Below are 23,809 nucleotides of genomic sequence, written 5' to 3'. Positions count from 1 at the left end.
GTCCTGTTTTTAAATTTCGGTTTTGATTTGCCCGCTTGCCATCTGCCCTTTTTCAGATTGTGACACGCTCTTTTCAGTAAGCGCTTCCACTTTACTGAATGCTTTAAAGCTGACCAGCGTCAATGCATAGGCCATAGCACTTCCTGCAAAAAGCGGGATGAGTCCTGGCAAAGCTCTTAGAATGATTGCCCCGCCCATAAGGATGGCCAGATGGGCCAGAACGGCCAGCGGATTCATGAGCATAATCATGAAAGTGCTTTTAAAATACTGCCACCATTTAGCTTGATAGTGAACATAGACTGGGAAGAGAAAAGTGCCAAGAAGCAGATAAAGAAAGGCTGTTACCCAAAAGAAGTAGTAAAGGATGAGCAGACCGATATTCGCGGGAGAAGAAAAATAGAGAATATCAATATACAGGATGATGCCTGCCCCAAAGTATGCTGCGCCAATCATATTAGCTTTCACAAATTCTTTTTTAAACGTATTCCAATAGGTCTGGAATACTGGAAGATCTTTGTTACCCTTGATCCACTGCCTGACGATAGTAAACATCGCAGCAGTTGAAGGGAAAAAGCCAAGGAATACGGCACCAAGGAGGGTAAAAAAGATCCACAGCAGATTGACATAAGCGAGCCGGACAAACATGAGGCAAAACTTATATAATCCATCCATATGGGGATTATTCGTCAAAGCACACGTCACCTCACAATAGAATAATTGAAATGCTGGACCATGAAAAAGTGGAGTTATCCTCCAATGAATTAATCATTTATTGGAATATACCTCCATCATAAAGCCCAACCCATTTATTGTAAAGACTTTATTTTATAAATTCAGAAAATTAAAAAGAAAGACAAACACTCTTTCCAGCAGAATGTTTGTCTTCTAATTTTTATAATAAGAATTCAAGCAAACCGATGATTTCAGCTGCAGTGTCAGGGTCCACATGCTTCCCGCTGTGCTTCTCCAGCTGGTCAATCACCTTTTGAACGGACTTCTTGCCATTCTTTTCTTCCTGCAGAGCTTTCTTTTCATCTCCTCTTTCCCGGAACTCCTCCATCCTTTCAAAATGCCTTTCTGCATTTCTCAGCTGTGCAAGCAGGCTGTTGCGGATACCGGCATCAATCTGCTCTTCAATCAGCTGCATGGCTTCCTGAAGAGGATCTTCACTGGATTCACGGTTCAGCTCCAGTACTTTATGATGCGTCTTCATGCCATCCACAAATACTTCGACAGTTACTTGATTAGCGCTCACCTGAAGCGGAACAGCTGCAGAAAAAGCACCGTTCGATTGGACAGCTGCTTCCTCTCCATTAATTTTAACAGCTGCAGCCCCCGCTCCAATTACCTCGGCCTTTCCTTTAATTTCGATTATTGCTTTATTAAAAGTTTTGCCATCATACTCAAGGAAGCCGCTCAAAAGGGCTGCTCTTACTTCATCCCCAATGCTATAGGCATTAGCGACCAGCTGCCTTCTTTCCCTTACACCTGAAGCATCAGCGGCAGAGATGACAAATCCGCCTTCCGGTATCAGGCTGTTGTTATCATTGGCTACGCCCCAGCTCCAATTCATGGCCTGCTCTTTATTGACCATTTTTGTAACCTTCCCTGTTCTATCAACAACTGCCTCAACGCCCCATTTATTGGTTCCAGTGCTTAGGCCGAACCCATCAGAATAAACGTTAATATTATCTTCATTGCGGTTGACGTTGAAGAAATCACCCTTGATCGGCTCCGAGCCCTCCCGCGGATCGCTTATCCCCAGCTCATAATCCTTCACATATTCCTCGTCATTGATCGATGCTTTAATGACCGGAAAATTTGCCTGGGAATAGTCAAAAATCATCAGCCCGGCAGAATTTTGGAGACCTGCCTGGAATACTTCACGCTGAAGCGCAGGCTCCTGATGATTAGCAAGAGCCATACCGGCATAGACAGGCAGCTCGCCATTCATAAGGATATTTCCAAGAGTGATATATTTCTTCACCTCTGCTGCAGTATCCTGATATGTGCCGATCATAAGGAAGTCCAAGTCTTCTGTATAGCCAAACTGCGCATAATCATCAGTATAAATCTGGTCATTAGGAAATTGCAGCCGCTCATCATACTTAAAATTAGGGCTGGACCAATTGACTCCGTTCAAGTAGTAAGAATCAAACCAGGAACCTACATAAGATGAAATCTCCACCTGCTTGGAACGCTTGCCATTATAGCTATCCACAAGCCCTCTCAGCTGAGATGTGAAGTCTTTGATCACGCTTGCCCGATAAGTGAACCACTCATCGATCAGCGGTCCATCCACCCGGGTTGAGCCTTCATAAGTAAAAACATCTTCAGGCCAGCTGGTCAGCTGTTTGCCGCGTTCAGCCAGGAAGTCTTCAAATTGAGCCCGGGAAATGTCACTGAAATCGGCAAAGAAATTATCATACCGGCCTCTGTCCAGGACAATTCCATCAACATCATAATTTTTGATCACTTCTTCATAGGACTTTAATTGATAATCAACCACTTCTGGGTCTGCCGGATTCACAAAGGCAACCAGCGCCCCGCTTTTTCCATATTTGCTTTCCCGGAGCGGAAGGATCTGGCCGCCGTCCTCATGGCGGTATACCTTCTCTTCCCATTCCGGATGATCATTCAGTACAGCATACTCATCATAGGCAATAGATCCTTCAGCAAATACGTTCATAGAGGCATGCACCGTCAAGCCGAGATCATGGGCATGAGATATGAATTCTTCAAGCAGATCCAGGTCAGGATTGGAACCCGCCCTTGATGGAGCCGTCATTTCACTCACATAGGGCCTGCCTGTCAGATCATTTTTCTTATATGAGGCAAAACCTTCAACTCCCTTAACATCAAAGACGATGCTGGTCACACCAGCATCCTTTGCCATCACGAGCATATCGCGGATGCTCTCGGATGACTGAAACTTCCGGGCATTCGCTGCCTGGTCTACCCAAAGGAAAACTTCCTTGTCTTCTTCAGTATAGTTTTTATAAAAAACAACAAGTGATTTCTTCTCATATTCTGTGCCATTTTTTGAAATCGTGAGATCTATATAATTCGTTTTCGCTGACAATGGGGACTCATACTGGAAGGAGCCATCAGAAGCTATAGCTGCCTCCTGCCCATTCACCATAAGGCTGTAATCTTCCCCTTCTTCAAAGTTGCGGATTGTTCCCTTCACCAGAGTGGAAGCTTCCGTTACAGTATACATCGGTTCATTGGCCACCTCGATGCCAGGCACCAGCCCTTCTCCGGTCATGAACTCGGTAATCGGGACAACCTCGCCATTCTTCCGGAGCTTGATCACATCACCCTCTGTAAAATTAACGGCCAGGAACTTCCGAAAATCCTTCGTTGCCCAGGAATCATCCTGTGCCAGGAGTACATAGCCCCCTGCCGGTATTTCAATAGTCTGCTCAGGCTCCCAAACAGGCACAGCCCCACCTGCGGAAGGATTGACCACTTTTGTCACTTCGTTCTTATCGTTCACTTGAACAGCTACCCAAAGCCTCTTCACAAGGATCTCCTTTGCATACTCAGATGTATAAAGGCCGATGAAATCAGCTTTCCCTTCAAAATCCTCATCAATAAATGAGATTTGCTTCATTTTCCCAATAGGATCAATAGTAATATCCTCGGGCGCTGCCTCCACTTCTATCACATCATCCTCTGTATAGTCAGCGGAGGCCGAGAAAACCGGGATCATGGAGAATAATAGAATCAGAACAGAAAACACACTGAAACGCTTTTTCCACATTCTTATTACCTGCCTTCTTTTAGTTTTTCTCATGGCATAAGGGATATAAAGTTTTTATGAATAGATGTACTGTCACACCTCCTTTTAGATTTTAAGTATGGAGTTCTCTTGGCTGGATTGAAGCATTATGAAAAAGCGTTTTTAGAACGCCTTTTTAAAGAAATAGTGGTATGTAGAGGAAAACTTGATGAATTCTTGTGAAGTCGGAATGGAGGAAATCTCCTTTTCTATTTACATTTTCGGAAGATGAATCCATAATAAATGAAAGCGCTTTTATTGTAAAGTTAATAGTCGGAAATTTCTGAAACTAGTTATTTAGAATCATATAAAGGAGTGAAGGCAATTGAAAAGCTCAGAAGAACAAGCGGAGAAATTGATTTGGCGTGATCCGAAAGAGGCACCATTTGTGATTAGCGGCTTTGCCTGGTTCCAGGATGAAAAGAAATACAGGCGGCTCCCCTCCGAGCCTGACTGGGAAATACCTGATATTGTCAGCAGGCTCGCAGACTGTACAGCCGGAGGACAGATACGGTTCCAGACAAATGCCAAAACGATCGCTGTAAAAGTAAAGCTGTCGGGGAAGGCGGATATGAGCAATATGCCTGCCACCGGACAATGCGGCTTTGACTGTTACATCGGACCCGCCGGCCACAAACATTTTGTTAATATAACAAGATATGAGCCGACACTGCAGGAATACGAGCTAGCTTTCTTTGAGCGGGAAGGAACTGACCTCCTGCCCATTACATTGAATTTTCCGCTTTACCAGGGAGTAGAGGAAGTTCTCGTGGGAGTCAATGAAGGAGCGGTTATATCTGAACCCGCCACCTTTGACAGCGCCCGGAAGATCATTTTATACGGTACTTCGATTTTGCAGGGAGGATGCGCTTCAAGACCGGGGATGGCATATACCAATATTATCAGCCGCAAGCTCAACCTTGAATTTATCAACCTTGGATTCTCCGGAAGCGGCAGGGGCGAGCCCAATATGGCAAAGATCATCCGTACGATTGAAAATCCCGCCTGCCTTGTTTTAGACTATGAACCGAATTGTGTCAGCACTGAGCTGTATAAAAAGACCCTGCCAGAATTCATACGGATCTATAGAGAAACTCACCCTTATGTCCCGATTATCCTAGTCTCTAAATTTCCTTATGCTGCAGAAGCTGTGGACCGGCAGCTTTATGAAGACCGGATTGCCAGATTAGTATTTCAAAAAAACTTAGTTCAGGAACTTCAGCAAAAAGGCGATCAAAACATAACGTTCATCGAAGGCACTAATATGCTCGGAGAATATACAAATGAAGCTACTGTTGATGGGGTCCATCCCACAGACCTGGGGTTTATAAAAATGGCAGAGTATTTGGGGCCGGTTATTGCGGAAACTGTCGGCCGGCAGTGAGTTTACCTGACGCACAACGCAAAAAGGGACAGTAAATCTGTCCCTCTGTTCCTGTTTTACCAGGAAGCTATAATCCTTCCGTCTTCAACCCATGTTGCATATGCAAGATTATGGTCAAGAACCACACTTACTTTTGCTCCTGTTTCAGCTGAGAATAGAACATTTTCAGGGAAGTTTTTATATTCCTTATGTTCCCCTACCAATTCCGCTACCATATTTGCGTATTTCAGAGGGGCGCTCATTATCCCCGTACTCGTATGGACGATGGCTTTTCCATCTTTAATATATGCAAACAGATCACTGTTTGGGATACCGTACAATTTTGCACCGTACTTCTTTGCAACTTCGAATTCATATAAGAATTTTTCCTCAGGATCTACTAACATATACGTGGAGTCACCAATTTTAATTGTATCCAACGCTGCGTCCGGCTTGGATTCTTTTTCTTGAGCTTTAAGAGGAGGCTGTTTTTGAGCAGGATCGTTTTTCTTTTCAGAATCATTCCCCTCCACTTTTTCAATCACCGGCTCTTGAACTTCTGCCGCTTGCACTTTTACTTCCTCTTTAAAGCTTTCTTTAAATTCACCGATTTGGGCTTTTGTATCCGGTTTTTCTTCTGTAGCCACAGCATTTTCTGGAGATCCTTCATAATAAAATGCACCGGCACTGCCTAAAAATAAGGTCATAAGAATAATTGCTGGAAATTTCTTTTTCATTTCTTTTCCTCCTCAAGATCATTTCATAGATTTAGACGATGTAAGATTAAGAAAGGTTTACAAAATAACAAATAAATTTCAATTGTTACAATTATGTTTCTTAATCTCGTAATAGGAACACTAAGCTAGATTAGAATGCATTGAAAAAGATGGAATACAAAATACTAATAAATTCACCAATCTTTAGAAATATGATTCTCTTTCATATTAGATAATTCCATTGTAAAATATAGTAAAATATTACCAATAAAGTGAGGGGTAGAAATTGAAGCTTAATCCATATATTCTGCTGCTTGTAGTAGCAGCTGCAATTTATATAGGAATAAATATCAACGAAGAAACTCTATTACAAACTGAAATTAATAAAACTAGTACCCATGCTAAACCAGCAGTACAAAAAACTGCAGTAAAGAGTATTCAGGATACTCCCGATATCTCTCCGGAGCACATAATGGAGCATCTACAAAAAAACGGCTTTAAAATCCTCCCGGTAACCGCTGGTAAAACAACAGATATTCATACAGGCACCATGGCCCTGAATAACAGCAATTTTGTCGTACAAGTCGATGTGTACTTTGAAAGGTCCAGCCAGAAGGTCCTTCTTATTGAAACCAACATTGACGCCAGTGCATATATTGATCATCCAGACCAGTCTGAGGTTGAAAACACTGTCAATAAAATGGCTGAAAACTATTTCATCCCTATTGCCAAGATTCCTTTTATAGGAACAGAAGAGAATGAAGCAGGAGAATGGGTGAAGGCAAACATACATAACTCATATTCTAACGCCCCTAAGGAAAAGACTAGTACCCAGGCAGGTGCTGCAACAATTAACATCTTTGGAAACCCATTAATGAGGACTTTGGAAATAGACTTTGGGTTTTAGCAGTATTAGGGTTGAAATTTCGTGACTTGATAAACACGACAGAACTAGGAAAAATTAATTCAATTTCGTATTAATTTTGAGGATGACAGTTACCTTATCCATGAAAATAAAAGAGGGACAGAAACCTGTCCCTCTGCTCTATTTACCATGATGCTACAACTACTCCGTCTTCTATCCATATGCTATATCCTATTTGGTTCCCGAAATCGACAGTTACTTTAGCTCCAGTTTTAGCGGAGAATAAAACATTTTCAGCAATGTTCTCATATTCTCCTCCTGGTGCAAGAAATTCAGATAATATATCGCTATACTTAAGCGGGGCTGCGGCGAGTCCAGAGCTCGTTTGAAGGATGGCTTCTCCATTTCTGACAAATACAAACATGTCACTGTTTGGAACTCCGTAAAACTTTGCACCATATTTCTTGGCAAACTCCTGGTCATGATTGAACTTTTCTTGGGGAGAGATTAGATAATAAGTTGTGTCTTCTATTTTAAACGTATCTTGTACTGAGGCAGGCTTAGATTCAGGCTTTTCAGGTTTTGAACCAGCCGGCTGTTGGCTGGAGTCACTTTTCCCTATAGGTTCGGCATTCTCAACGTTTTCGTTGGATGTCAAATCAGGTTCAACGGTTGGAACTTTCACTTCCTCTTTGAAAGTTTCTTCTATTTTACTAATTTGAGCCTTTAGATCAGATTTTTCTTCCGTAGCATTAACTTTCGCCGGAGAACCTTCATAGTAAAACGCACCCGCAGTACCTAAAAACATTGTCATCATAATAATTGCTGGATATTTCTTTTTCATCTTAAATTTCCCCTTATTGTTTATTTATCTTAATAAAAATCAGTTTCTACCTGGAGCTACTTTATAATTGCGCCGGCTGCACCAAAAAGTATCAGAGGAATAACTGCTTGTTCTTTTCAGTAAGAAAATTCCCCTCAAGTACATTTCAGAATTTAGACGATACAAACTAAGGATGAGTTTATAAAAATGACAAATAAATTTCTTTTTTTACAAAAATATTTCAAATCAAGATATCTTCTTGAAACTACGGCACAGACCTAAGAATCAGTCACCTTGGTTTTAAATTAAAACTAAAGGATTCAGCCGTCTCCTTAGCGAATTACAACACATCTAAAACTCAGAGGTGATCCTCATGCACAAAACAGCTCTCTTAACTGTGACCCATGATCCAACCGGGAACAACTGTGAATCTTTCATTGAATACAAGAGCTTGCTTCAAGATCTATATGAGGATTTATTTATTGCAGTCAGCAATGAAACTTCTCCTGATTTGATCAAGCTTTTGGAAGAAAGCCAATTCAAAGTAAAAATCATCCCTAAAAGAGGAGCTGCCCATGCCCGGCGCAAAGCAGTAGAATGGGGACTAACGTCACAAATGGATTACTATCATTATTGTGATTTTGACAGGATATTGACCTGGAGCAGATATTACCCTGAAGAGTTAGGAACCATAATTTCCAACATATCAGCCCATGACTACACAATCATAGGGCGCACCGAACGGGCATTCAAAACCCATCCTGTTGAATGGGTAGAAACCGAAAAAATAACAAATAGAATCTGCTCACTGGAACTTGGAAAACAAGTAGATATAACCGCGGGATCCTGTGCATTTTCACGGCAAGCTGCAGGTTATATCAATCAATATTCTGAGGCAAAGATGACAGACGCAGAGTGGGCTATGATCATCCATAGAATAGCTCAGTTTAATTTAGGATATATAGCTGCAGAAGGTCTTGAATATCATGAAGAAATAAATGGGGTTTCCAAAAACATCAGCCAAACTGAGAAGTGGATTCAACGTCTGGAATTAAGCTTAATTATAAGTAAATCTGCCAGGGATACCGTGGCTGGTGCGTGTGTTAATCAAACGTTTGATTAAACTGGAGGAGGGTCAGACCCCTACTAAAGTAGGGGTCTGACCCTCGAGTTTTTCCTTCGCTCTAGTCTTGCTTGGACAACTGAATTGGCAAGATTCCTTTATATATTGCCGATGACTATAGATATAGACTGGGTAGAAAAGAACAATTAAAAGAGCAAGGAATTGCTATACTGCCTCAGTAACCAAGCTGAAATGGAATATGATACCAGTGCACTTAAAATGTAAAATATAGTTAAAGATGGATACAGTATGTTACCATTTAATTGGATAAAACAGAAGGAGGCAGACATATGAAACTGAAAAAAACTCTATTTACTTTTCTTGCCGCGGTTATTTTGCTGTTCCCGTCAACTTTTGCTTCAGCGGATGTGATGTGGGGAAAAACTGAATTGAAACCAGGGCAAATCGGAAAAGTCACTATTCTGAGGGATATTGGTGCTATCAAATTCAAACCAATCCGGGAGGATGGTCCGCAGAATCCAATGCATAGTTTTAATCGTGATGTAGTGAAAATGTTAAAACCCGGGGAAGAATTTCGGGTGTACGGAGTTAAACGCATAGGAGAGGCGCTGTTCTATGATTTAGGCGGAGAGCTGTATGTCCAAAGGACAAACAATATAAAATACGAAACCCCGTCCAAAGCCAAACTGGCTCTTTTAGAATCAAGCAATCCATCGGCTAAAGTAATGTGGGGGAAAACAGAACTGAAACCAGGTCAAATTGGTAAAGTTACTATTTTACGTGATATTGGTGCCGAGAAAGCTGATCCGGCAGCTATCAGGAAGTATAGGGTAGTAAAGATGTTAAAGCCTGGTGAAGAATATCGGGTTTATGGGACAAAACGGATTGGGGAAATACTGCTCTATGACCTTGGCGGCGGTTTATATGTCCAGAGAACAAATAACATAAAATATGAAACTCCTTCTAAAGCAAAGCTGGCTCTTTTAAACAATTAACAAAACAGGGTCAGACCCCTACTTTAGTAGGGGTCTGACCCTGTTTTTCTATTGAATCTTCTCTATCTTATAACCTTTTCTCTCCAGCAATTTAATAACACTCATGTCACCAAAATAATGCCCTGCACCTACAACGACAAAATAGGTTTGTTTATTGCCTGCTTTGAGATACTGCTCGATTTTATTGGCCATGCCCATATTGCGTTTATCGAACATTTCTGTCATATATTCTTTGTATTCCGGGCTGTTATCAGGGATGTCGAATACCAGTTTCTCAATAGCAGCATCATCGCTGTACTGCCATGCTTTGATGAGAGGTTCGATTTCATTTCCGCTGCGTTCTGTTTTCAGGAAGTCTTCAATAAGCCTGATTTGCATCTTATCTGAGAAATTTGCCATCATATTAAGCTGGAAGTCCATTCCTTCAAGCTCAATGATCTTTTTCTTCCCGGCATTGGATAATAATTGATAATCAATCCCCAATTCCGGATTATACTTGGGATCCATAGGAACCAGGCCTTCTAGCAGCATGTTCATATACCAGGGCTTGAATTGTTTCAGTTTATTAATATCCATTCCATATTCGTCCAATGCAGCTCCCAGCTTTGTATACAGTTCCTTTGAGATATGATCTTCAATAGTCGTTCCGTCAGTATAGACGCCTTTTTCCATGATGAACTGCTGAATTTCATACGGATCTACATTCAGAATATTTGCTTCTACAACCAGGTTCTGTGATTTATTAAAAGCATTCATGATCTTTGAATTCAATGGGTAATATTCTTCAATGCCAACATGGATGGATCCAAGCATATAAACGGTGTTGCCATTTTTCTCTGCCTTCCACAGGAAGCCGCCCTCATTTTCAACACAAGCAGCTGCTTTAAGCTCAGCCAGCTTCCGCTTTGAAGGAGTTTCATACTTAATCAGGCTGTCTTTTTTAACATATGATCCGCCGCCGACTCCATAAAGTTCCGCTCCTGCAGCCTTCTTAAAAGAATAGACTCTGTATTCACCTTTAGCAGGCAGTGTTTTTCCCGCCGCAAGCTTATTATCTTTCAAGGAATATAACTTTGTTTCTTTTAAAATTGTAACTTTACCCAATTGCCCGCTCTTCAGCTCTGTTTTTCCCCACATGATTTTTTTTGGGACACAATTCCTGGTTTGTTCCGCTGCAGAAACTGAAGTATTTGCAAACGAAGAAACGAGCAGCACAACCGCAAATAGCGTCGCTAAACTTTTAAACAACTTTTTCAACGTCCTTATCTCCCCTTTAATCTTTTTCACCAATAGATTCCTATATATTCATTTAAAGGAAACTATTAACATTTTTAATGTTACTTTAATTTAGGTAGAGGGACAACTTTTAAGAGATTTATTTTTTGATTCATCATTAAATTAATGTGTGCTAGTTTAGGACCAGTCTATGAATATTGCCTTAAAAATAAGACACCTAACAAAGCGGAAATACAATAAATGAGTCTTGGAATCCTTCTTGCGAAAGGTAAAAATGATACGCGTTCACGTACCACTTTATTAATTCCATATAACCGTGCTTCTTTAAATAGACTTGCTCACCTTCAAAGGACGGGCCACAAAACCCTTCCTCCTATCCCAACCTGAACCTACATACCCAGCTGCCCCCAAAACAAGCACCGCCCCCATCATCACCCAGCATCCATCAGCAAAAGCAATACCAGGGTTATTCAACTCAACCGACATTTCCCCGTTGATTACCTTAGCAGGGTTAAGATAAGTGAAAGGCAGCATATGCGCAATAGCCGAAAAAATCCTGGTGCTTACGGCATAACCGGAAATGCAGACAATCACTGCCACTGCCAGCACACTGAACTGATTTTTGATGAGTAAAGAAAGAAACACAGACAATACGATTAAAAACACAAGGACCAGGCTATGCAGCGCATAATTCTCCAGTACCACTCTCCCCAAGCCTTCCAAATGGAAGCCGGTGCTCCATCCTGCCGGGCTTTGGCCGGTGTAAGAAGCCGAACCAACCGCGGAGGCACTGTCATAATGGACAATCGGATACAGCCAATCCCCGAATCCATTTGCAAACGCCCCTGCCAGCACCACCAGAAAGACCAGGACTGTCCAGCTTAAGAGACTTAAACTTGAAGCGGCTATCAGCTTTCCGATAAAAACCTGTCTGCCTGTTACAGGCTGCGTTCTTATGAATTGAATGGCAGGCCGCTTGCCTCTTTCCCTGGCTAGCCCTCCCCCGAGAAGGAAGAAGAATACAACGATAATATAAGAAAAATAGTGGTCAAAATAATAATACAGCGAATATAGGCCGGAGTTATCAATCTTTTTGTTCTGATTCACCCATTCCTCTTGAGTCTGATTCGGCTGTTCATGGGTCCAAGTGGTATTGATGGTTGGATTGAACTCCCCGGCTATGATGGGATCTATCTGCTTTTCCATCATCCATTTCTTTTCGGCTAAGCTGACATCGACCGTAAATTGTCCAATCTGCATAATCTGGCTTTGTACAAAGTTTCCTAGATCATACTCACCGTTTGCTGCCTGCAGTTCATACAAATGATACTCCTGCAGTTGGGAGAGTTCATTTCGCTGGTAGCCATCAAGAGCTGTTTTTAATTTCCCCAGCCTCACTTGGGTCTTTTGAATAACTTCTTTTATGGCCTCTCCATTCTGATGATCCCCTTCAATGCCTTCAAATGAAGCAGCAGCTTCTTCATAATAGGGAAGCGCTTCTTCCTCTATCACTCTGGCCTCTTCTTCAAGCCCCGCAATATAAGCTTCGGCTCTTTCATTTTTCTCATAAGTAAGAATGACCGAGCCAAGGACAATAAACACCGACAAAACGGCCATTACCTGCAGCAGCAGCCCTTTTCTCCTTTCTTTCCTCCATTCAAACAGAATGAAATTCGCCAGGGTGCTGCTGGTCCGCTGTGTTCTTCCTTTGTAAAATGGCCGGTGAATAGAGGAAATACGCTGCTTTCCTTCCTTTTTCAATAATCTGCATGCCACTATTAAAAGGGCAGAGCTCCAGAGTAAAGCACCAAGAAAATAGAGAAAATCAGTCTTAGATGGGACTGTCATGGCCAGGGTGTCAGCCATCAGCAAGCGAAAAGGGTTGAACGGCCGCTGTAAAACAGCCTGCATATCCGTCCAAATAAAGCCTGCCAGCGAGAAGAAAACAGTCAGCATGATAGACATAAAGGTGTTATTCGTCCAGCTGCTGAAAAAGAAAATGAGGCTGAACAGAAAGGCATTCGCACACACAAAAAACAAAATGGCACGGAGGATGAATTGATAAATAGGAATAATTGTATCCGCATCTCCGGCTCCGGCTATCACTGGATATCGCAGGCTTAAATGCTGCTGGTGAACCACGAAGGGAATTAGGATGCTGACTCCAATAACAATCACAGCAAACAATAACGCTGACACCAGCAGGCTCATATACTTGCCGGCGGTCAGCCGCGAGCGGGATATCGGCTGGGTGGCCAGCGTGGACCAGGTGTTCTGTTCCTTTTCCTGCGAAAGGCTGCCGCCGAATAAAAGCACCATAAGCACAAGCCCGATTACCCCGAAGAAAACGGAGCTGCCCTCCTTTAGGATCAGATGAGGCGAAAGAGGATACTCTTCATCCTCATAAGGCAGATTGTACTTTTGGAGCCAGCGGCTTTTATCAAGCCTTGCCTGGATCTCACTCTGCGGAATTCCAGTGAATACCCCGCCACTGTCCAAAAAAGCCTGCAAATGCGATATAAACTCACCCTCCGGCTTCGGAATGTCCCCCCATCTTTCTTCTGTAACAGCCACCTTCCACTGGAATATGCTGCTCAGCATCCCTTGTACTTCAGAAAGCTGTTCGGCAATCATCGGATTTTCCGGAGTTTCCTTTTGCTCGAGCGTCAACTGCGTCTGAACACCCCTTGCCTCTACATCCAATTGCTGGACCGCGAAATAGGCCCGGTCTTTCATTTCCGGGTACTGCTGGTAATGATAAAAATAGACCGCCATTGTGTAGAGCAGAACAATGAATAAGAGCCATAGAAACTTCTTCTGCCTGATCAGCTTTTTCAGCTCGAACACGATATGCTTCATAGCCCGGCTCCATTTTCCATGTAAATCCTCTGGTACCTTTCTTCTGAACCATGCACCTTTTTCTCAACATCCAGGATGCTGATGTTATTCTCCTCCATCAGCCTGATAAATGATGGCAGAGGGCACTCTTCAGTGGTAAAAACAAATTTCTCTTCATCATAAGAGACATTAGTCTCGTTTTCTTTTAATACGATTGCTGCCCTTCCCTGATCATCAACCAGAACATGGTAAAATACCTTCTCATATAATGCGATATTTTCCTCTATCAGCTCTCCGCCCTTCATGAACAGGATGTGCGAGGTGACCCGATCGATTTCTGATAAGTTATGGGAAGATAATAAAATACACGTGCCCTTCTGCTGTTCTTCCAGAAAAAGATTCCTCACCCGGATGCTGCTCGTTGGATCAAGTCCATTCAAAGGCTCATCCAGAATCAAAAGCTTCGGCTCGTTCACAAGCGCCATCGTCAAAAGAAGGTGCTGCTTCATGCCAAGAGAATACTTTCCGACCTTCTTATTCAAATAAGCATCCATGCCAACCCGCTTAGCAGTTAACAGCAATCTTTTCTTAGAAATTCCCTGCATATCGCCGATGAATTGGAGATGGTCATATCCAGTCAAATAGTCGTAAAGGACCGAGTTGTCCTGCATGAACGAAATTTCTTTAAAGATACTATGATCCTGATTGCTTTTATGTAAAATGGTTACCTTGCCCTGGTCGGCCTGCTGCAGATTGGCAATGATATTCAGCAGCGTAGACTTTCCCGCCCCGTTAGGTCCGACAAGCGCCACAATTTTCGGTTCATCGATTTGAAATGTTATACCCTTTAATACCTTGTCTTTTCCATACGTCTTATGTATTCCGTCAACAGAAAGTATCATCGTTTCCTCCTGGCTGTTTTATTCAAAAAGAAAGAGTGGGACTCGCTGAGGAGTTTTGAGTAGTATTATATATTAATAGACGGATGGACATGACAAAAGTAACAGATTTAGGGGTTGGGAAAATTTTAATGCCCTATATAAAATGTAAAAATGGAAAAATGGAAAAGGGCCATACTCCACAAAAAAGGAGTATGGCCCCGAATGTCTATTTCGCCCGATGAACAGTCAAATTAACTTTATTTGTTTCACATACAAATGTAGAAAGATGGACTGGTTCATCCTTTGAATCAAAAGCAATCTTTACGATTCTGAATAGATTCGCGCCGATATCACATTCCAGCAGTCTGGCGTGATCTTTCGTGGCCCCGATCACATCGATGATTTTGTCATTGCTGATAATTTCAGTGCTGTAATCCTCGAGGAGGATCTGATAGGTGGATTCAAGCCTCGCAATTTTCTTTTCCAAATCAGGGAACCGAATGAGAGAGTAGTGTGCGATGTCGTAGAATAAAGGGCGGTCATTTACATACATCAGCCGCTCCAATTCAAGAACAGGGCTGCCTTCTTCAATGCGAAGGTGCCCGGCGACTTCTTCCGATGCAGATATGACTTCGCTTCTTAATATCCGCGAGTTGGGAATCATGCCTAGCTGGTGGCTGAATTCCGAGAAGCCGCTTACAGACAAGAGCTCGTTATGGAACTTATTTGAAGTTACAAACGTCCCTCTGCGCGGTACGCGTGTAAGAGTTCCTTCATTCACTAATTCCTCTATGGCTTTGCGAATCGTAATCCGGCTCACATTATAAATATCACAAAGCTCTGCTTCTGTTGGAATTTGTTCATCGGGCTTGTACTTTCCGCTCTGGATGTCATTCTTCAGCATTTGCCTGATTTGCATATACAGCGGCTGAGGCGTTGAAGGATTTAAATTCATCTGGCTCATCCTTACCTTCGATAGATTGTTAAGATCTATTATACATTGATCTAACTCCCCAGTCACCAGGCACCAAAATATCTGATTGTATTGGCGGCAGTCTTCGCGCCCAATTCCAAACGGCTTTGTGTTGAAAGGCCTTTCAAAATACCGTAAGTAAACCCGGCTATGAAAGAATCTCCCGCTCCCATCGTATCCACAACGTCAGTAGCCACCACACCATACTCGTAAAAATCTTTTCCATCATAAGCAAGCGAGCCTTTTTCACCCAAAGTGGCAACCGCAATCTTTGCCCCTTTGCCAACCGCATTTTTTAAAAACTGGCGGATAAACGCATCATCTTCCTTATAAGAGAAGAAAGGATAATCAACATATGGCAGCAGGCTTTGAACCAGCTTATGGGCCAGCTGATCAGAAAAATCAAAGGACGTCATCAGTCCTTTTTTCTTAAAAAGGGGAAAATAATTTTCCGCGTGCCCCCATAGTCCGGCATGCACCAGCTGATGAGAAGCAATATATTCAAGTTCTACTCCTGTCAAAACAAACTCGCTCATAACACCCTCATCATAGTCACCAAACCGCCGGTCATTGCCTTCCATATGTACATCTGTAACAGCTGTTTTTCCTTCCTTTATAGAAATATGGGCTGTATCCACTCCCTTATCCTGGATGGCTTTGATCATTTCTTCTCCATATTGGTCTGTGCCGACCCAGCCAATATACGCAGGTTCCGCTCCCAATGCTTTTAAATAAACCGCCACATTTACCGGATTCCCCCCAGGATAAGCTTTCCCGCTGTCCTTATAGACATCCATGCAGTTATCCCCGACTGTAACGACCTTCATGGTGCTGTCACTCCTTTCAGCTTAAGAAAGGAGCACTACCGCAGCAGTGCCCGATCTTTCTAATATTCCATTTTGCGATAATAGCGTCTGAGTTCCAAAGGATGATTTCTCTCCCGCTCAAGGTAAACGCTGATGCGGCTTAGGACAGCCCAGTTGATATTGACAGCGAAATGCTTCCTGAATTCATCGCTGATTCCTTCCATTTTAAAATCCTTCGTATCGATTACAGTAAGTTCTTTTGTAATCTTCTCAGCGAAACGCTCAACACGCTCGGCAAGCGGACGGGTTTCATCTTCCCCTTTTAGCAAAATGACACTTGTATCTTCGACAACCAATTCAAGCGTGCCATGGAAAAACTCAGCAGCATGGATCGATTTTGCGTGGATCCACTGCATCTCTTCCAGAATGCACATTGCATAGGAATATGTATTGCCCCAAAGATTGCCTGAACCGACCATCATATGGTAGTCCGTATCTTTATGCTTTACAGCAAATTCCTCCGCTTTTTTATCGAAAGACTGAACTGCATCGAGAATAGCTCTTGGCAGCAATGATACTTCTTTCACGAATTGATCATATTGCGGAAACTCTTCATTGTTATGCATGAACCGGAAGGATACCATATATAAAAGCATAAAGAATGTATCAAAAGAATGCTTTTCAGATCCAGTTGTGATGCAATAGTCAACGATTTTTGTCAGCGGCGTATCCGCTTCAGCGACCAAAGCCAGCGTGGTTGCTCCTCTTTCCCTGCAAAATTCTGCTGCGGCCACCGTTTCCTCTGTTGTGCCTGATACAGAAGTAAAGATGCAGACAGAATCCTTTGTAAAATGCTTAGGATTCGTAACCATGAATTCTGAAGCAATTTCTGCACGGACATCAATGCTTGAGTGTGTTTTGAACATATATTCATAAGGATACATCATGGCGATTGTTCCGCCGGCGCCAATCATGTAAATATTGCTGTAGCCTTTTTTGCAGATACCATCAACAATCTCTTCAATTTTGCCCCTGTAGCCAAGGCCCTCTTTTTCTACTAATTTCAAAAACAATTCTTCATCAAACTTCAACATGGGGAACACTCTCCTTATGAGTCTCTTGCTCGCGACTTTATTTGTTATGTCTTGTATTATAAATAAACATTACAAATAATTCAATCTTTTTCCTTTGAAAATTTTCAGGGAGTCAGCAATCACTAACTCCCTCTTGCATCAGGCCACTATATTTTCCTTGCCAGCCTTTGAACCATACTTTCTTTCCCAATAATAATAGACAGGAAGTCCTGTGGCGACGACGATAAGCGCCGCTATCATACCCTGGATCGGCGCCCAGGTAAAGGTTCCCCAGGCAAGCCAGGCAGCCCCGGCGATGGCCAAAATGGTTGTAATCCTCCATAAAGGCATCCGATAGACCGGCTTATAATCGTCTCTTTTCCGGCATTTATAAACGGCCGCAAAGTCCATAATGTTGATCAGTAGCTGGATAAGCGTAAAATATCCCAGCAGGGCCGTTAAATTGCCGAAGAAAACCAGGAAGCAAGCATAAATGACCTGCACCAATATTGAAAAGCTCGGAGTTTCATATTTCGGATGAACCTTGGCAAAGCGCTGAAAAAACAGGCCATCCTTTGCCATCGCGTACTCCAGGCGAGGCTGGAACATGATGCATGAGCTCAAAGAACCGAGTATGACAACAATCGCTGTCACTCCTACGAATGATGAAGCAATATCCGATAAACCCGGGATATACTTAACCGCATCAGAAACAGCAGCATTGGATTGAATCAGCTGTTCAAAAGGCATCAGTCCGATTACACAGACAGCAAGCAGCGTATAAAGCGTAAGTATAATGAAGATTGAAGTAATCAGCGCACGCGGCAGCACCTTGCCCGGATTCTTAAATTCCCCGGCCATAAAACAGATTGCCGCCATGCCTGTATATGCCCAGGTTGTAGCTGAAACGCCTCCGATCAGGCTTGTTTCCGTACTTCCAGACACTGGAGTATAAGAAAAGTTTCCTGGGTTCATATAGATAAAGCCAAGCGCAATGACAATCAGGAATGGAATGATTTTTACTGCTGTAATAATGACTTGAAAAAGGCCGCCTTCTTTCACACTCCTGTAATGAATTGCGGTGATGGCCAAAATGATGGCGATGCCGAGCAGTTTTCCATTCATCCCGTCAAAGAATGGGAAGAAAGAAGCAACATACGAGACGATCGCAAGGGCCATAATCGAAATGCTTGGCGGATCAAGCGCCCAGAAGGTAGACCATCCATATAAGAAAGCCAATGGCCGCCAGCCTGCTTTATTGAGATATACGTAACCGCTTCCATTTTGCGGGTAGGCTGTAGACAGCTCTGCCAGCACCATAACTTGCGGAATAGCAATCAGCCCGCCGATGACCCAGGCCAAAATTGAAATAGTCGGGGTGCCAGCCGCTTTTGCCACTTCCCCTGTCGAAACAAAAATCCCGGATCCTATTGTCGTACCAACCGCAATAGCCAGCGCAGCCCAGAATCCAAGCTTGCGTGTAAGAGCCCCATTACTCATTTTGAGTTCCCCCAGTTTTAGAATGGAATGCTTCCATCTCTCTTAATTTTTTCACAGACTCTGAAACTATTTCCTTTGGATTCTTATAATAATCAGATCCCATAATCTCCAGGGTGCATGCACCCTTGTACCCGCTGCGTCTTAGAGACTCCATATAGCCCCGCCAATCCAGCACCCCATCATCCAGGGCCAGATGGGCATCTGACACACTATCCCCATCAATCAAATGAAAATGCTTAACCTCACGAAGAGCGGAAAAATAATCTTCAGGAGTTTCCCCCGCGAGCTGCATCGCTACAGTGTCTATCATTCCTGTTAGAGAAGGTGATTGGATATCCTCGAGCATCCTCTTAACTCCCTCAACATCCATTACAAGATTGGTCTCAAACCTTGTTAACGGCTCCAAGACCAGATTCATTCCTTCCTTTTCCGCTATCTTTGCTAGCTGGTGAATCGAATCAGCGGCATAATTCCACGATTCTCTCTTGCTCACAGAATGATCCCCAATGCCTGAAGTAATCAGCATCATATTGCAGTCCAGCTCCAACGCAGCATATAAGTTATCCTTAAAGTACTCAACACTGCTCCTTCTCCAATCAGAATCGGACGCCGCAATATTGTACGGATAGACACACTGCTCCGGCGTAAAGCAAACCAGCTCCATATTTCTCGAACGAAGCTCCCGCTTCATACTTCTTAAATTGCCAGGCAGATTCCGGTATACATAGAAATGCGGCTCTCCAGCCCATAACTCAATATGCCGGATATCAAGACTTGTCATGCACTCCAAAAACTCCTTAAACGGATAATGCCTGAATGTAATATTCATCCCGGCAAGCTTCATTAAATCCCCCCCCTTATGAAAACGCTTATTCATTTGTTATGATTTGTATTATAGTTAGATAGTACAAAACAAGCAACACTTTTTTGAAAATTAAATTTCATCCGAATGATATGCAGGGAAAGGCACCTTGTCCCACAATAAGAAATACATTAAAATTTACACATTAGGCTAGAAATCTAATTACAAAGCTAGGAGCTGCCCTGTTGATAAAAAATTTGCTTTTCTTTCTCTTTCAAATGATCTTATTCACTATACTTCTCACCATCAACTACTTTGTCGATCAACATGTAAGCAGCCCCTATGATTCTGGTGACCTGTTCGGCATTGGAGAAATGCTGCTGTTATTCATCCCGCTTGCCCTCATTGCTGAAAAGGTATATAAGCGTTTTACAAAGATCCGGTTTTTCCATAAGCTGCTGTTAAGTATTCCGGCCCTTGCTGCAGCTGTCTTGATAACCGGTTTTGCATTGGGGCAAGTACAGTTCGCGTGAATACTATTTTAAAAGTTTACTGACAATTTTCACTCTATTCTCGGAAACTAGAAGATAGGAAACAGGAAAGCCCGCATTTATTATTCATCAATAATAAATCCGGGCTTTCTGACATCAATTTGCATAGGGCCACCTATTATGGCAACGGTTTTACCTTCTTCCCTTCACTTCTCACTACCCATCCAAGACACCAAACCTTTCCCTCCGCCCCATAAGGCACAAAGCATCAGCACACCTCCAAACCCCGCAATCACAACCCCAGGAGAGATTATCTTCACAAAAGAAATCCCAATCATGGCAATACCGACAATCAGATAGTGATGAATGGCATGCAGGCGGAAGGTTTTCTGCTCTATATGCCAGGCGTGGTGATAGCCTTGAAGGAACCCAAGTGTTGTCTGAAGCAGGAGTGCTATATAAGGCAGAGAGTCCGCAGGCTGACTAATGGTGCCTGCCAGGATATAGACAGCTCCCATCCCGGCGTAGATGAACGGGTGATGGCGGCGATATTTATTGCCTTTGGTCTGATAAAAGCGATAACCGAAGGCAGCTGAGAAGGAGAATATGGCGAACAGCCAGCCAAACAGAGTAAAGGACAGGGCAGCCTGCTTTAGCCATACGATATAATAAGGAAAAACGACAACCTGCCCGACCGACACCAACAGGGGGATGGCCTGTTCACTCTTGATTTTCATCTGCTGCTCCTTCTTTCAGGTAATAATCATAGAATAGGTTCTGAAAGACTTCATTTGGATCGCGTTTCAGCTTTTCCGCCCGGAACTGCTCCCACTCTGGATACGCCTCTCTGAACTGCTCCTTCGTTTGATAATGGTAGTATGGGAGATAGTAGGTTCCGCCGTGTTCGAGTGTCAGACTGGTCCACTTTTGGATGATTGCTTCTGCATCTGCTATCTGTTCTTCGTTGAGACCGTGCTGAATTAAAACGACCAGGCCCAGCATATCTTCCTTGGCATAATTCAGGCTAGTTATGCTGTCTTTTGCTGCATAACGGACCGTAATATTATGGATTTTAAAATCTTCACCCCGATCCGAAGCTGGCAGCAGATTTTTCAAATCCTCCATATACTCCCCGTACTGATTGACAGGCACGAAGAATTCCTGCAGAACCTCTACCCGCCCCGGCTTTGTGAACTCCATGAACGCAGAGTTGCCGCGCATCACATTATTCCTGGTGATGTTCTTTCCATTCAGAGACCTTGCCATGAGCTTTTGATTATTCCAGAACAGGTCCTCCCACATCCCGCCTTGACGGCCGATATCCATTGCAAGCTTTCCCATCCTGGCTCCTTTTTCTTCCTTAAGAGGGACAGCTCTATCCTGCTTTCCCGTATGGTTATAATCCACCACATACATTTCATCGAGGAAGGTACTCGGTGCGACGCTTACCCTTGCATAATGCATAGCTGTGTCATCATGGTTAAGCAGATTTGTAAAATACGATTCATATTCATCCGTTTTCAGCTCATCTGTATGGATGGTGTACACTTCATCCTCAGTCAGCTCCAGCGTGACATCAAGGATCACCCCAAATAATCCGTATCCGCCAAACATATACTTCATCCATTCCTCCGAATCTTCCCTCGCTACTGTCTTAATTTCACCCGCAGGCGTCAGCACAGTCATTTCCTTTACAGTCCCGGCCATCGGACCGAAGCGGATATCCCGCCCATGAGCATTGACCGACAAAGACCCTCCTATTGTAAAAATCGATTGTGACTGTGTAACCTTCAAGGCAAGCCCATCATCTTTCACGGCCTCCTGGACATTCTCCCATGAAGCCCCGCTCTCAACCTTAACAGTTTTAGCTTCCTTATCGACTTTGAGGATCTTATTGAATGACCGCATATCCAAAACCACACCATCTTTGTAATAGGTATGGCCTCCCTGTGAATGCTGCAGACCGGCAATCGAAATCTTCTGGCCGTTCTGATTAGCTTCTTTTATAATCCGCTGCAGTTCAAGGCGGTCATCTGCTTCGACCACCCGCTCAATCCGTTCTGGCAGAAGGCCTGTATAATCTGTTGCTAAGGCACTTTGCGACAGTCCATATTTGCGCGTTTCGATTGGGATGTTGAAAAGAATCCAGAGAAGGAATATACATACGATACATCCTAGAAACCAAGGTTTTTTAATTAATTTGTTTAGCATCTTCATTTCGCTCACCTGTAATAGTATTTGCTTATCCCAACATTAAATGTGTAATTTTACACTATTGTATTACTTATTCCAAAAAAAGGGAAGTTATTTATAAGCCATATATTTTTTTATCTATTGTTTATATACATTTATTACCTTACAATAAAAGTGTAATATTACACTTAAAAGGTGGTATGAATTGAAAAAGCTAATTTTTATTCCCGTTTTCATTTTTCTTATATGGGGTGTAATCAAGCTAAATTTTCTGCATTATGAATTACTAGCTGATAAAAGAATTGCACAGGTAATAGAATTCCAAGGAGCATTAGTGGAAAATAGAGAAAAACTTGTTAATGTGTATGATTATAAAAATGGATGCTGGTTTCAGAGTATTGAATATAAAGACGATCCTGAAATTACATATTACTATGAGTTTTATAGGTCAGAAAGAAATGTAAGAGTTTTCGCAAGGTATAATAATATGTCCCTGGATTTAGCTAAGAAGCAAGCGAAGTATCCTGTATATGACGTTTATTTCAGAAAGGGAAAGATAGTTGAGGTAATCGAGCGAAGATAGGACAAAAGTTAGGTGGATCTCAAGGAAAAATAAAAAAGGGACAGAAAACCTGCCCCTCTTTTGTCTTCCTTTAGCTATACCGTGAAACTTTTATGTGAAACAAGATTATTCGGGTGGTGCCTGTCACCGTTCAATCTCCTCTACAACTCTCCCAAACTCCTTCTCTCCCATACTGCCAAGCCTCATATGATATCCCTCAAACGCCAAATTCTCAGTAATCTTATTCGGCACGATCACACATCTAAGCCCTGCAGCAATGGCAGCTTTTGATCCGTTCATAGAGTCTTCAAACGCAATGGCTTCAGACGGTTCAATCCCGAAATGGCTGATAACATTCCTGTAGAGAGCCGGATCTGGCTTAACCTTTTCTACATCGTCAGAGGTCTGGATGTAGTCAAAGTATTGAAGGAAGTCCAACTCCTTCAGGAAGAAGGTGACCCATTCCCGGTTGGAGCTGGAGGCGAGTCCGATTTTCAGTCCTCTGCTTTTGGCTTCCTTCAGATAGTCTTCAACCCCTTCACGGGCATTCGGGGATTGAAGTTTTTCCTTATGTAAAATATGAGATCTCTCGATAATTTCCTCGATTGTCATGGTGCCGTTTGATTTTTCCATGATATATTCATACAGGCCTTTTGAATCTGTGCCGATGAAGTGAGCATAGTCGGCAATCGGCATTTCACTGTGATCAATTGCGAGCATGTCGCAGAATGCTTCGTAAAGGGCATATTCTGTGTCGATGATCAGTCCGTCAAAATCGCAGACGATTGCTTTAATCATAGGTTCCACCTTCCTCTTTCTTTCTA

General features: G+C 42.8%; 21 protein-coding genes. 6 read left to right on the top strand and 15 right to left on the bottom strand.

What is annotated here, in order from left to right:
* Positions 1–9: 9 nt before the first annotated feature.
* Together CYJ37_RS08610 and CYJ37_RS08605 are read right to left on the bottom strand one after the other, a co-directional pair.
* The gene (locus tag CYJ37_RS08610; RefSeq protein WP_101549120.1) at positions 10–690 is read right to left on the bottom strand and encodes a YesL family protein; all 681 of its coding nucleotides are present in this window, start codon (positions 688–690) and stop codon (positions 10–12) included.
* A gap of 202 nt (positions 691–892) precedes the next feature.
* Positions 893–3,766, bottom strand: coding sequence for a family 10 glycosylhydrolase (locus CYJ37_RS08605; RefSeq protein ID WP_180827284.1), 2,874 nt, complete (start codon positions 3,764–3,766; stop codon positions 893–895).
* Positions 3,767–4,109: 343 nt separating this feature from the next.
* Here CYJ37_RS08605 and CYJ37_RS08600 point away from each other — a divergent pair, with 343 nt between their 5' ends.
* On the top strand, positions 4,110–5,168 hold the full coding sequence (locus CYJ37_RS08600) for an SGNH/GDSL hydrolase family protein (RefSeq protein ID WP_257964200.1): 1,059 nt from the start codon (positions 4,110–4,112) through the stop codon (positions 5,166–5,168).
* A gap of 56 nt (positions 5,169–5,224) precedes the next feature.
* Here CYJ37_RS08600 and CYJ37_RS08595 read toward each other — a convergent pair whose 3' ends face one another.
* Complete coding sequence (locus tag CYJ37_RS08595) at positions 5,225–5,884, bottom strand: hypothetical protein (RefSeq protein WP_101549116.1); 660 nt, start codon at positions 5,882–5,884, stop codon at positions 5,225–5,227.
* 265 nt (positions 5,885–6,149) lie between these two features.
* Here CYJ37_RS08595 and CYJ37_RS08590 point away from each other — a divergent pair, with 265 nt between their 5' ends.
* Positions 6,150–6,770: a hypothetical protein gene (locus CYJ37_RS08590; protein ID WP_101549114.1), complete on the top strand. Its 621-nt coding sequence runs from the start codon at positions 6,150–6,152 to the stop codon at positions 6,768–6,770.
* A 142-nt stretch (positions 6,771–6,912) separates the two neighbouring features.
* Here CYJ37_RS08590 and CYJ37_RS08585 read toward each other — a convergent pair whose 3' ends face one another.
* Positions 6,913–7,572, bottom strand: coding sequence for a hypothetical protein (locus CYJ37_RS08585; protein WP_101549113.1), 660 nt, complete (start codon positions 7,570–7,572; stop codon positions 6,913–6,915).
* Between the two features lie 352 nt (positions 7,573–7,924).
* Between CYJ37_RS08585 and CYJ37_RS08580 the strand changes: the two genes are divergently transcribed.
* Both CYJ37_RS08580 and CYJ37_RS08575 read left to right on the top strand, forming a co-directional pair.
* Positions 7,925–8,674 (top strand): hypothetical protein, encoded by a 750-nt coding sequence (locus tag CYJ37_RS08580; RefSeq protein WP_257964199.1) that lies wholly within the window; start codon positions 7,925–7,927, stop codon positions 8,672–8,674.
* Between the two features lie 290 nt (positions 8,675–8,964).
* Positions 8,965–9,630 carry a hypothetical protein gene (locus CYJ37_RS08575; RefSeq protein ID WP_101549109.1) on the top strand — a complete coding sequence of 222 codons (666 nt, stop codon included), beginning with the start codon at positions 8,965–8,967 and terminating at the stop codon, positions 9,628–9,630.
* Positions 9,631–9,678: 48 nt separating this feature from the next.
* On the opposite strand, the gene CYJ37_RS08570 is transcribed toward CYJ37_RS08575, so the two are convergent.
* From CYJ37_RS08570 to CYJ37_RS08535, 8 genes are all read right to left on the bottom strand, one after another.
* Entirely contained in the window at positions 9,679–10,887 is a 1,209-nt protein-coding gene (locus tag CYJ37_RS08570; RefSeq protein ID WP_101549107.1) for a TraB/GumN family protein, read from the bottom strand.
* Between the two features lie 303 nt (positions 10,888–11,190).
* Entirely contained in the window at positions 11,191–13,725 is a 2,535-nt protein-coding gene (locus CYJ37_RS08565; protein ID WP_101549105.1) for an ABC transporter permease subunit, read from the bottom strand.
* Positions 13,722–14,606 carry an ABC transporter ATP-binding protein gene (locus CYJ37_RS08560; RefSeq protein ID WP_101549104.1) on the bottom strand — a complete coding sequence of 295 codons (885 nt, stop codon included), beginning with the start codon at positions 14,604–14,606 and terminating at the stop codon, positions 13,722–13,724. The genes CYJ37_RS08565 and CYJ37_RS08560 overlap by 4 nt, the downstream gene beginning before the upstream one ends.
* Positions 14,607–14,811: 205 nt before the next feature.
* Positions 14,812–15,540, bottom strand: coding sequence for a GntR family transcriptional regulator (locus CYJ37_RS08555; RefSeq protein ID WP_101549102.1), 729 nt, complete (start codon positions 15,538–15,540; stop codon positions 14,812–14,814).
* Positions 15,541–15,602: 62 nt separating this feature from the next.
* Positions 15,603–16,385, bottom strand: a complete 783-nt coding sequence (gene frlD, locus CYJ37_RS08550; protein ID WP_101549100.1) for a fructoselysine 6-kinase — start codon at positions 16,383–16,385, stop codon at positions 15,603–15,605.
* 59 nt (positions 16,386–16,444) lie between these two features.
* Positions 16,445–17,458, bottom strand: a complete 1,014-nt coding sequence (locus CYJ37_RS08545) for an SIS domain-containing protein (RefSeq protein WP_101549098.1) — start codon at positions 17,456–17,458, stop codon at positions 16,445–16,447.
* Between the two features lie 138 nt (positions 17,459–17,596).
* On the bottom strand, positions 17,597–18,937 hold the full coding sequence (locus CYJ37_RS08540; protein WP_101549096.1) for an amino acid permease: 1,341 nt from the start codon (positions 18,935–18,937) through the stop codon (positions 17,597–17,599).
* A complete protein-coding gene (locus CYJ37_RS08535; protein WP_101549094.1) occupies positions 18,930–19,781 on the bottom strand; it encodes a sugar phosphate isomerase/epimerase family protein in 852 nt (283 codons plus the stop codon). Before CYJ37_RS08535 ends, CYJ37_RS08540 begins: the two co-directional genes overlap by 8 nt.
* A 203-nt stretch (positions 19,782–19,984) precedes the next feature.
* Between CYJ37_RS08535 and CYJ37_RS08530 the strand changes: the two genes are divergently transcribed.
* On the top strand, positions 19,985–20,272 hold the full coding sequence (locus CYJ37_RS08530) for a hypothetical protein (protein ID WP_101549092.1): 288 nt from the start codon (positions 19,985–19,987) through the stop codon (positions 20,270–20,272).
* A gap of 164 nt (positions 20,273–20,436) precedes the next feature.
* On the opposite strand, the gene CYJ37_RS08525 is transcribed toward CYJ37_RS08530, so the two are convergent.
* A complete protein-coding gene (locus CYJ37_RS08525) occupies positions 20,437–20,967 on the bottom strand; it encodes a hypothetical protein (protein ID WP_101549090.1) in 531 nt (176 codons plus the stop codon).
* Positions 20,951–22,447 carry an FAD-binding oxidoreductase gene (locus CYJ37_RS08520; RefSeq protein WP_257964198.1) on the bottom strand — a complete coding sequence of 499 codons (1,497 nt, stop codon included), beginning with the start codon at positions 22,445–22,447 and terminating at the stop codon, positions 20,951–20,953. Before CYJ37_RS08520 ends, CYJ37_RS08525 begins: the two co-directional genes overlap by 17 nt.
* A 181-nt stretch (positions 22,448–22,628) precedes the next feature.
* On the opposite strand from CYJ37_RS08520, the gene CYJ37_RS08515 reads away from it, so the two are divergent.
* Positions 22,629–23,006 carry a DUF3139 domain-containing protein gene (locus CYJ37_RS08515; protein ID WP_101549088.1) on the top strand — a complete coding sequence of 126 codons (378 nt, stop codon included), beginning with the start codon at positions 22,629–22,631 and terminating at the stop codon, positions 23,004–23,006.
* 123 nt (positions 23,007–23,129) lie between these two features.
* On the opposite strand, the gene CYJ37_RS08510 is transcribed toward CYJ37_RS08515, so the two are convergent.
* Positions 23,130–23,783 carry an HAD family hydrolase gene (locus CYJ37_RS08510; protein WP_101549086.1) on the bottom strand — a complete coding sequence of 218 codons (654 nt, stop codon included), beginning with the start codon at positions 23,781–23,783 and terminating at the stop codon, positions 23,130–23,132.
* Positions 23,784–23,809 lie beyond the last annotated feature (26 nt).

Source organism: Bacillus sp. UMB0728, assembly GCF_002858875.1.
Taxonomy (GTDB): domain Bacteria; phylum Bacillota; class Bacilli; order Bacillales; family Cytobacillaceae; genus Bacillus_AB; species Bacillus_AB infantis.
The sequence above is the reverse complement of the archived record's forward strand: the minus strand, read 5'-3'. Positions and strand labels throughout refer to the sequence as shown.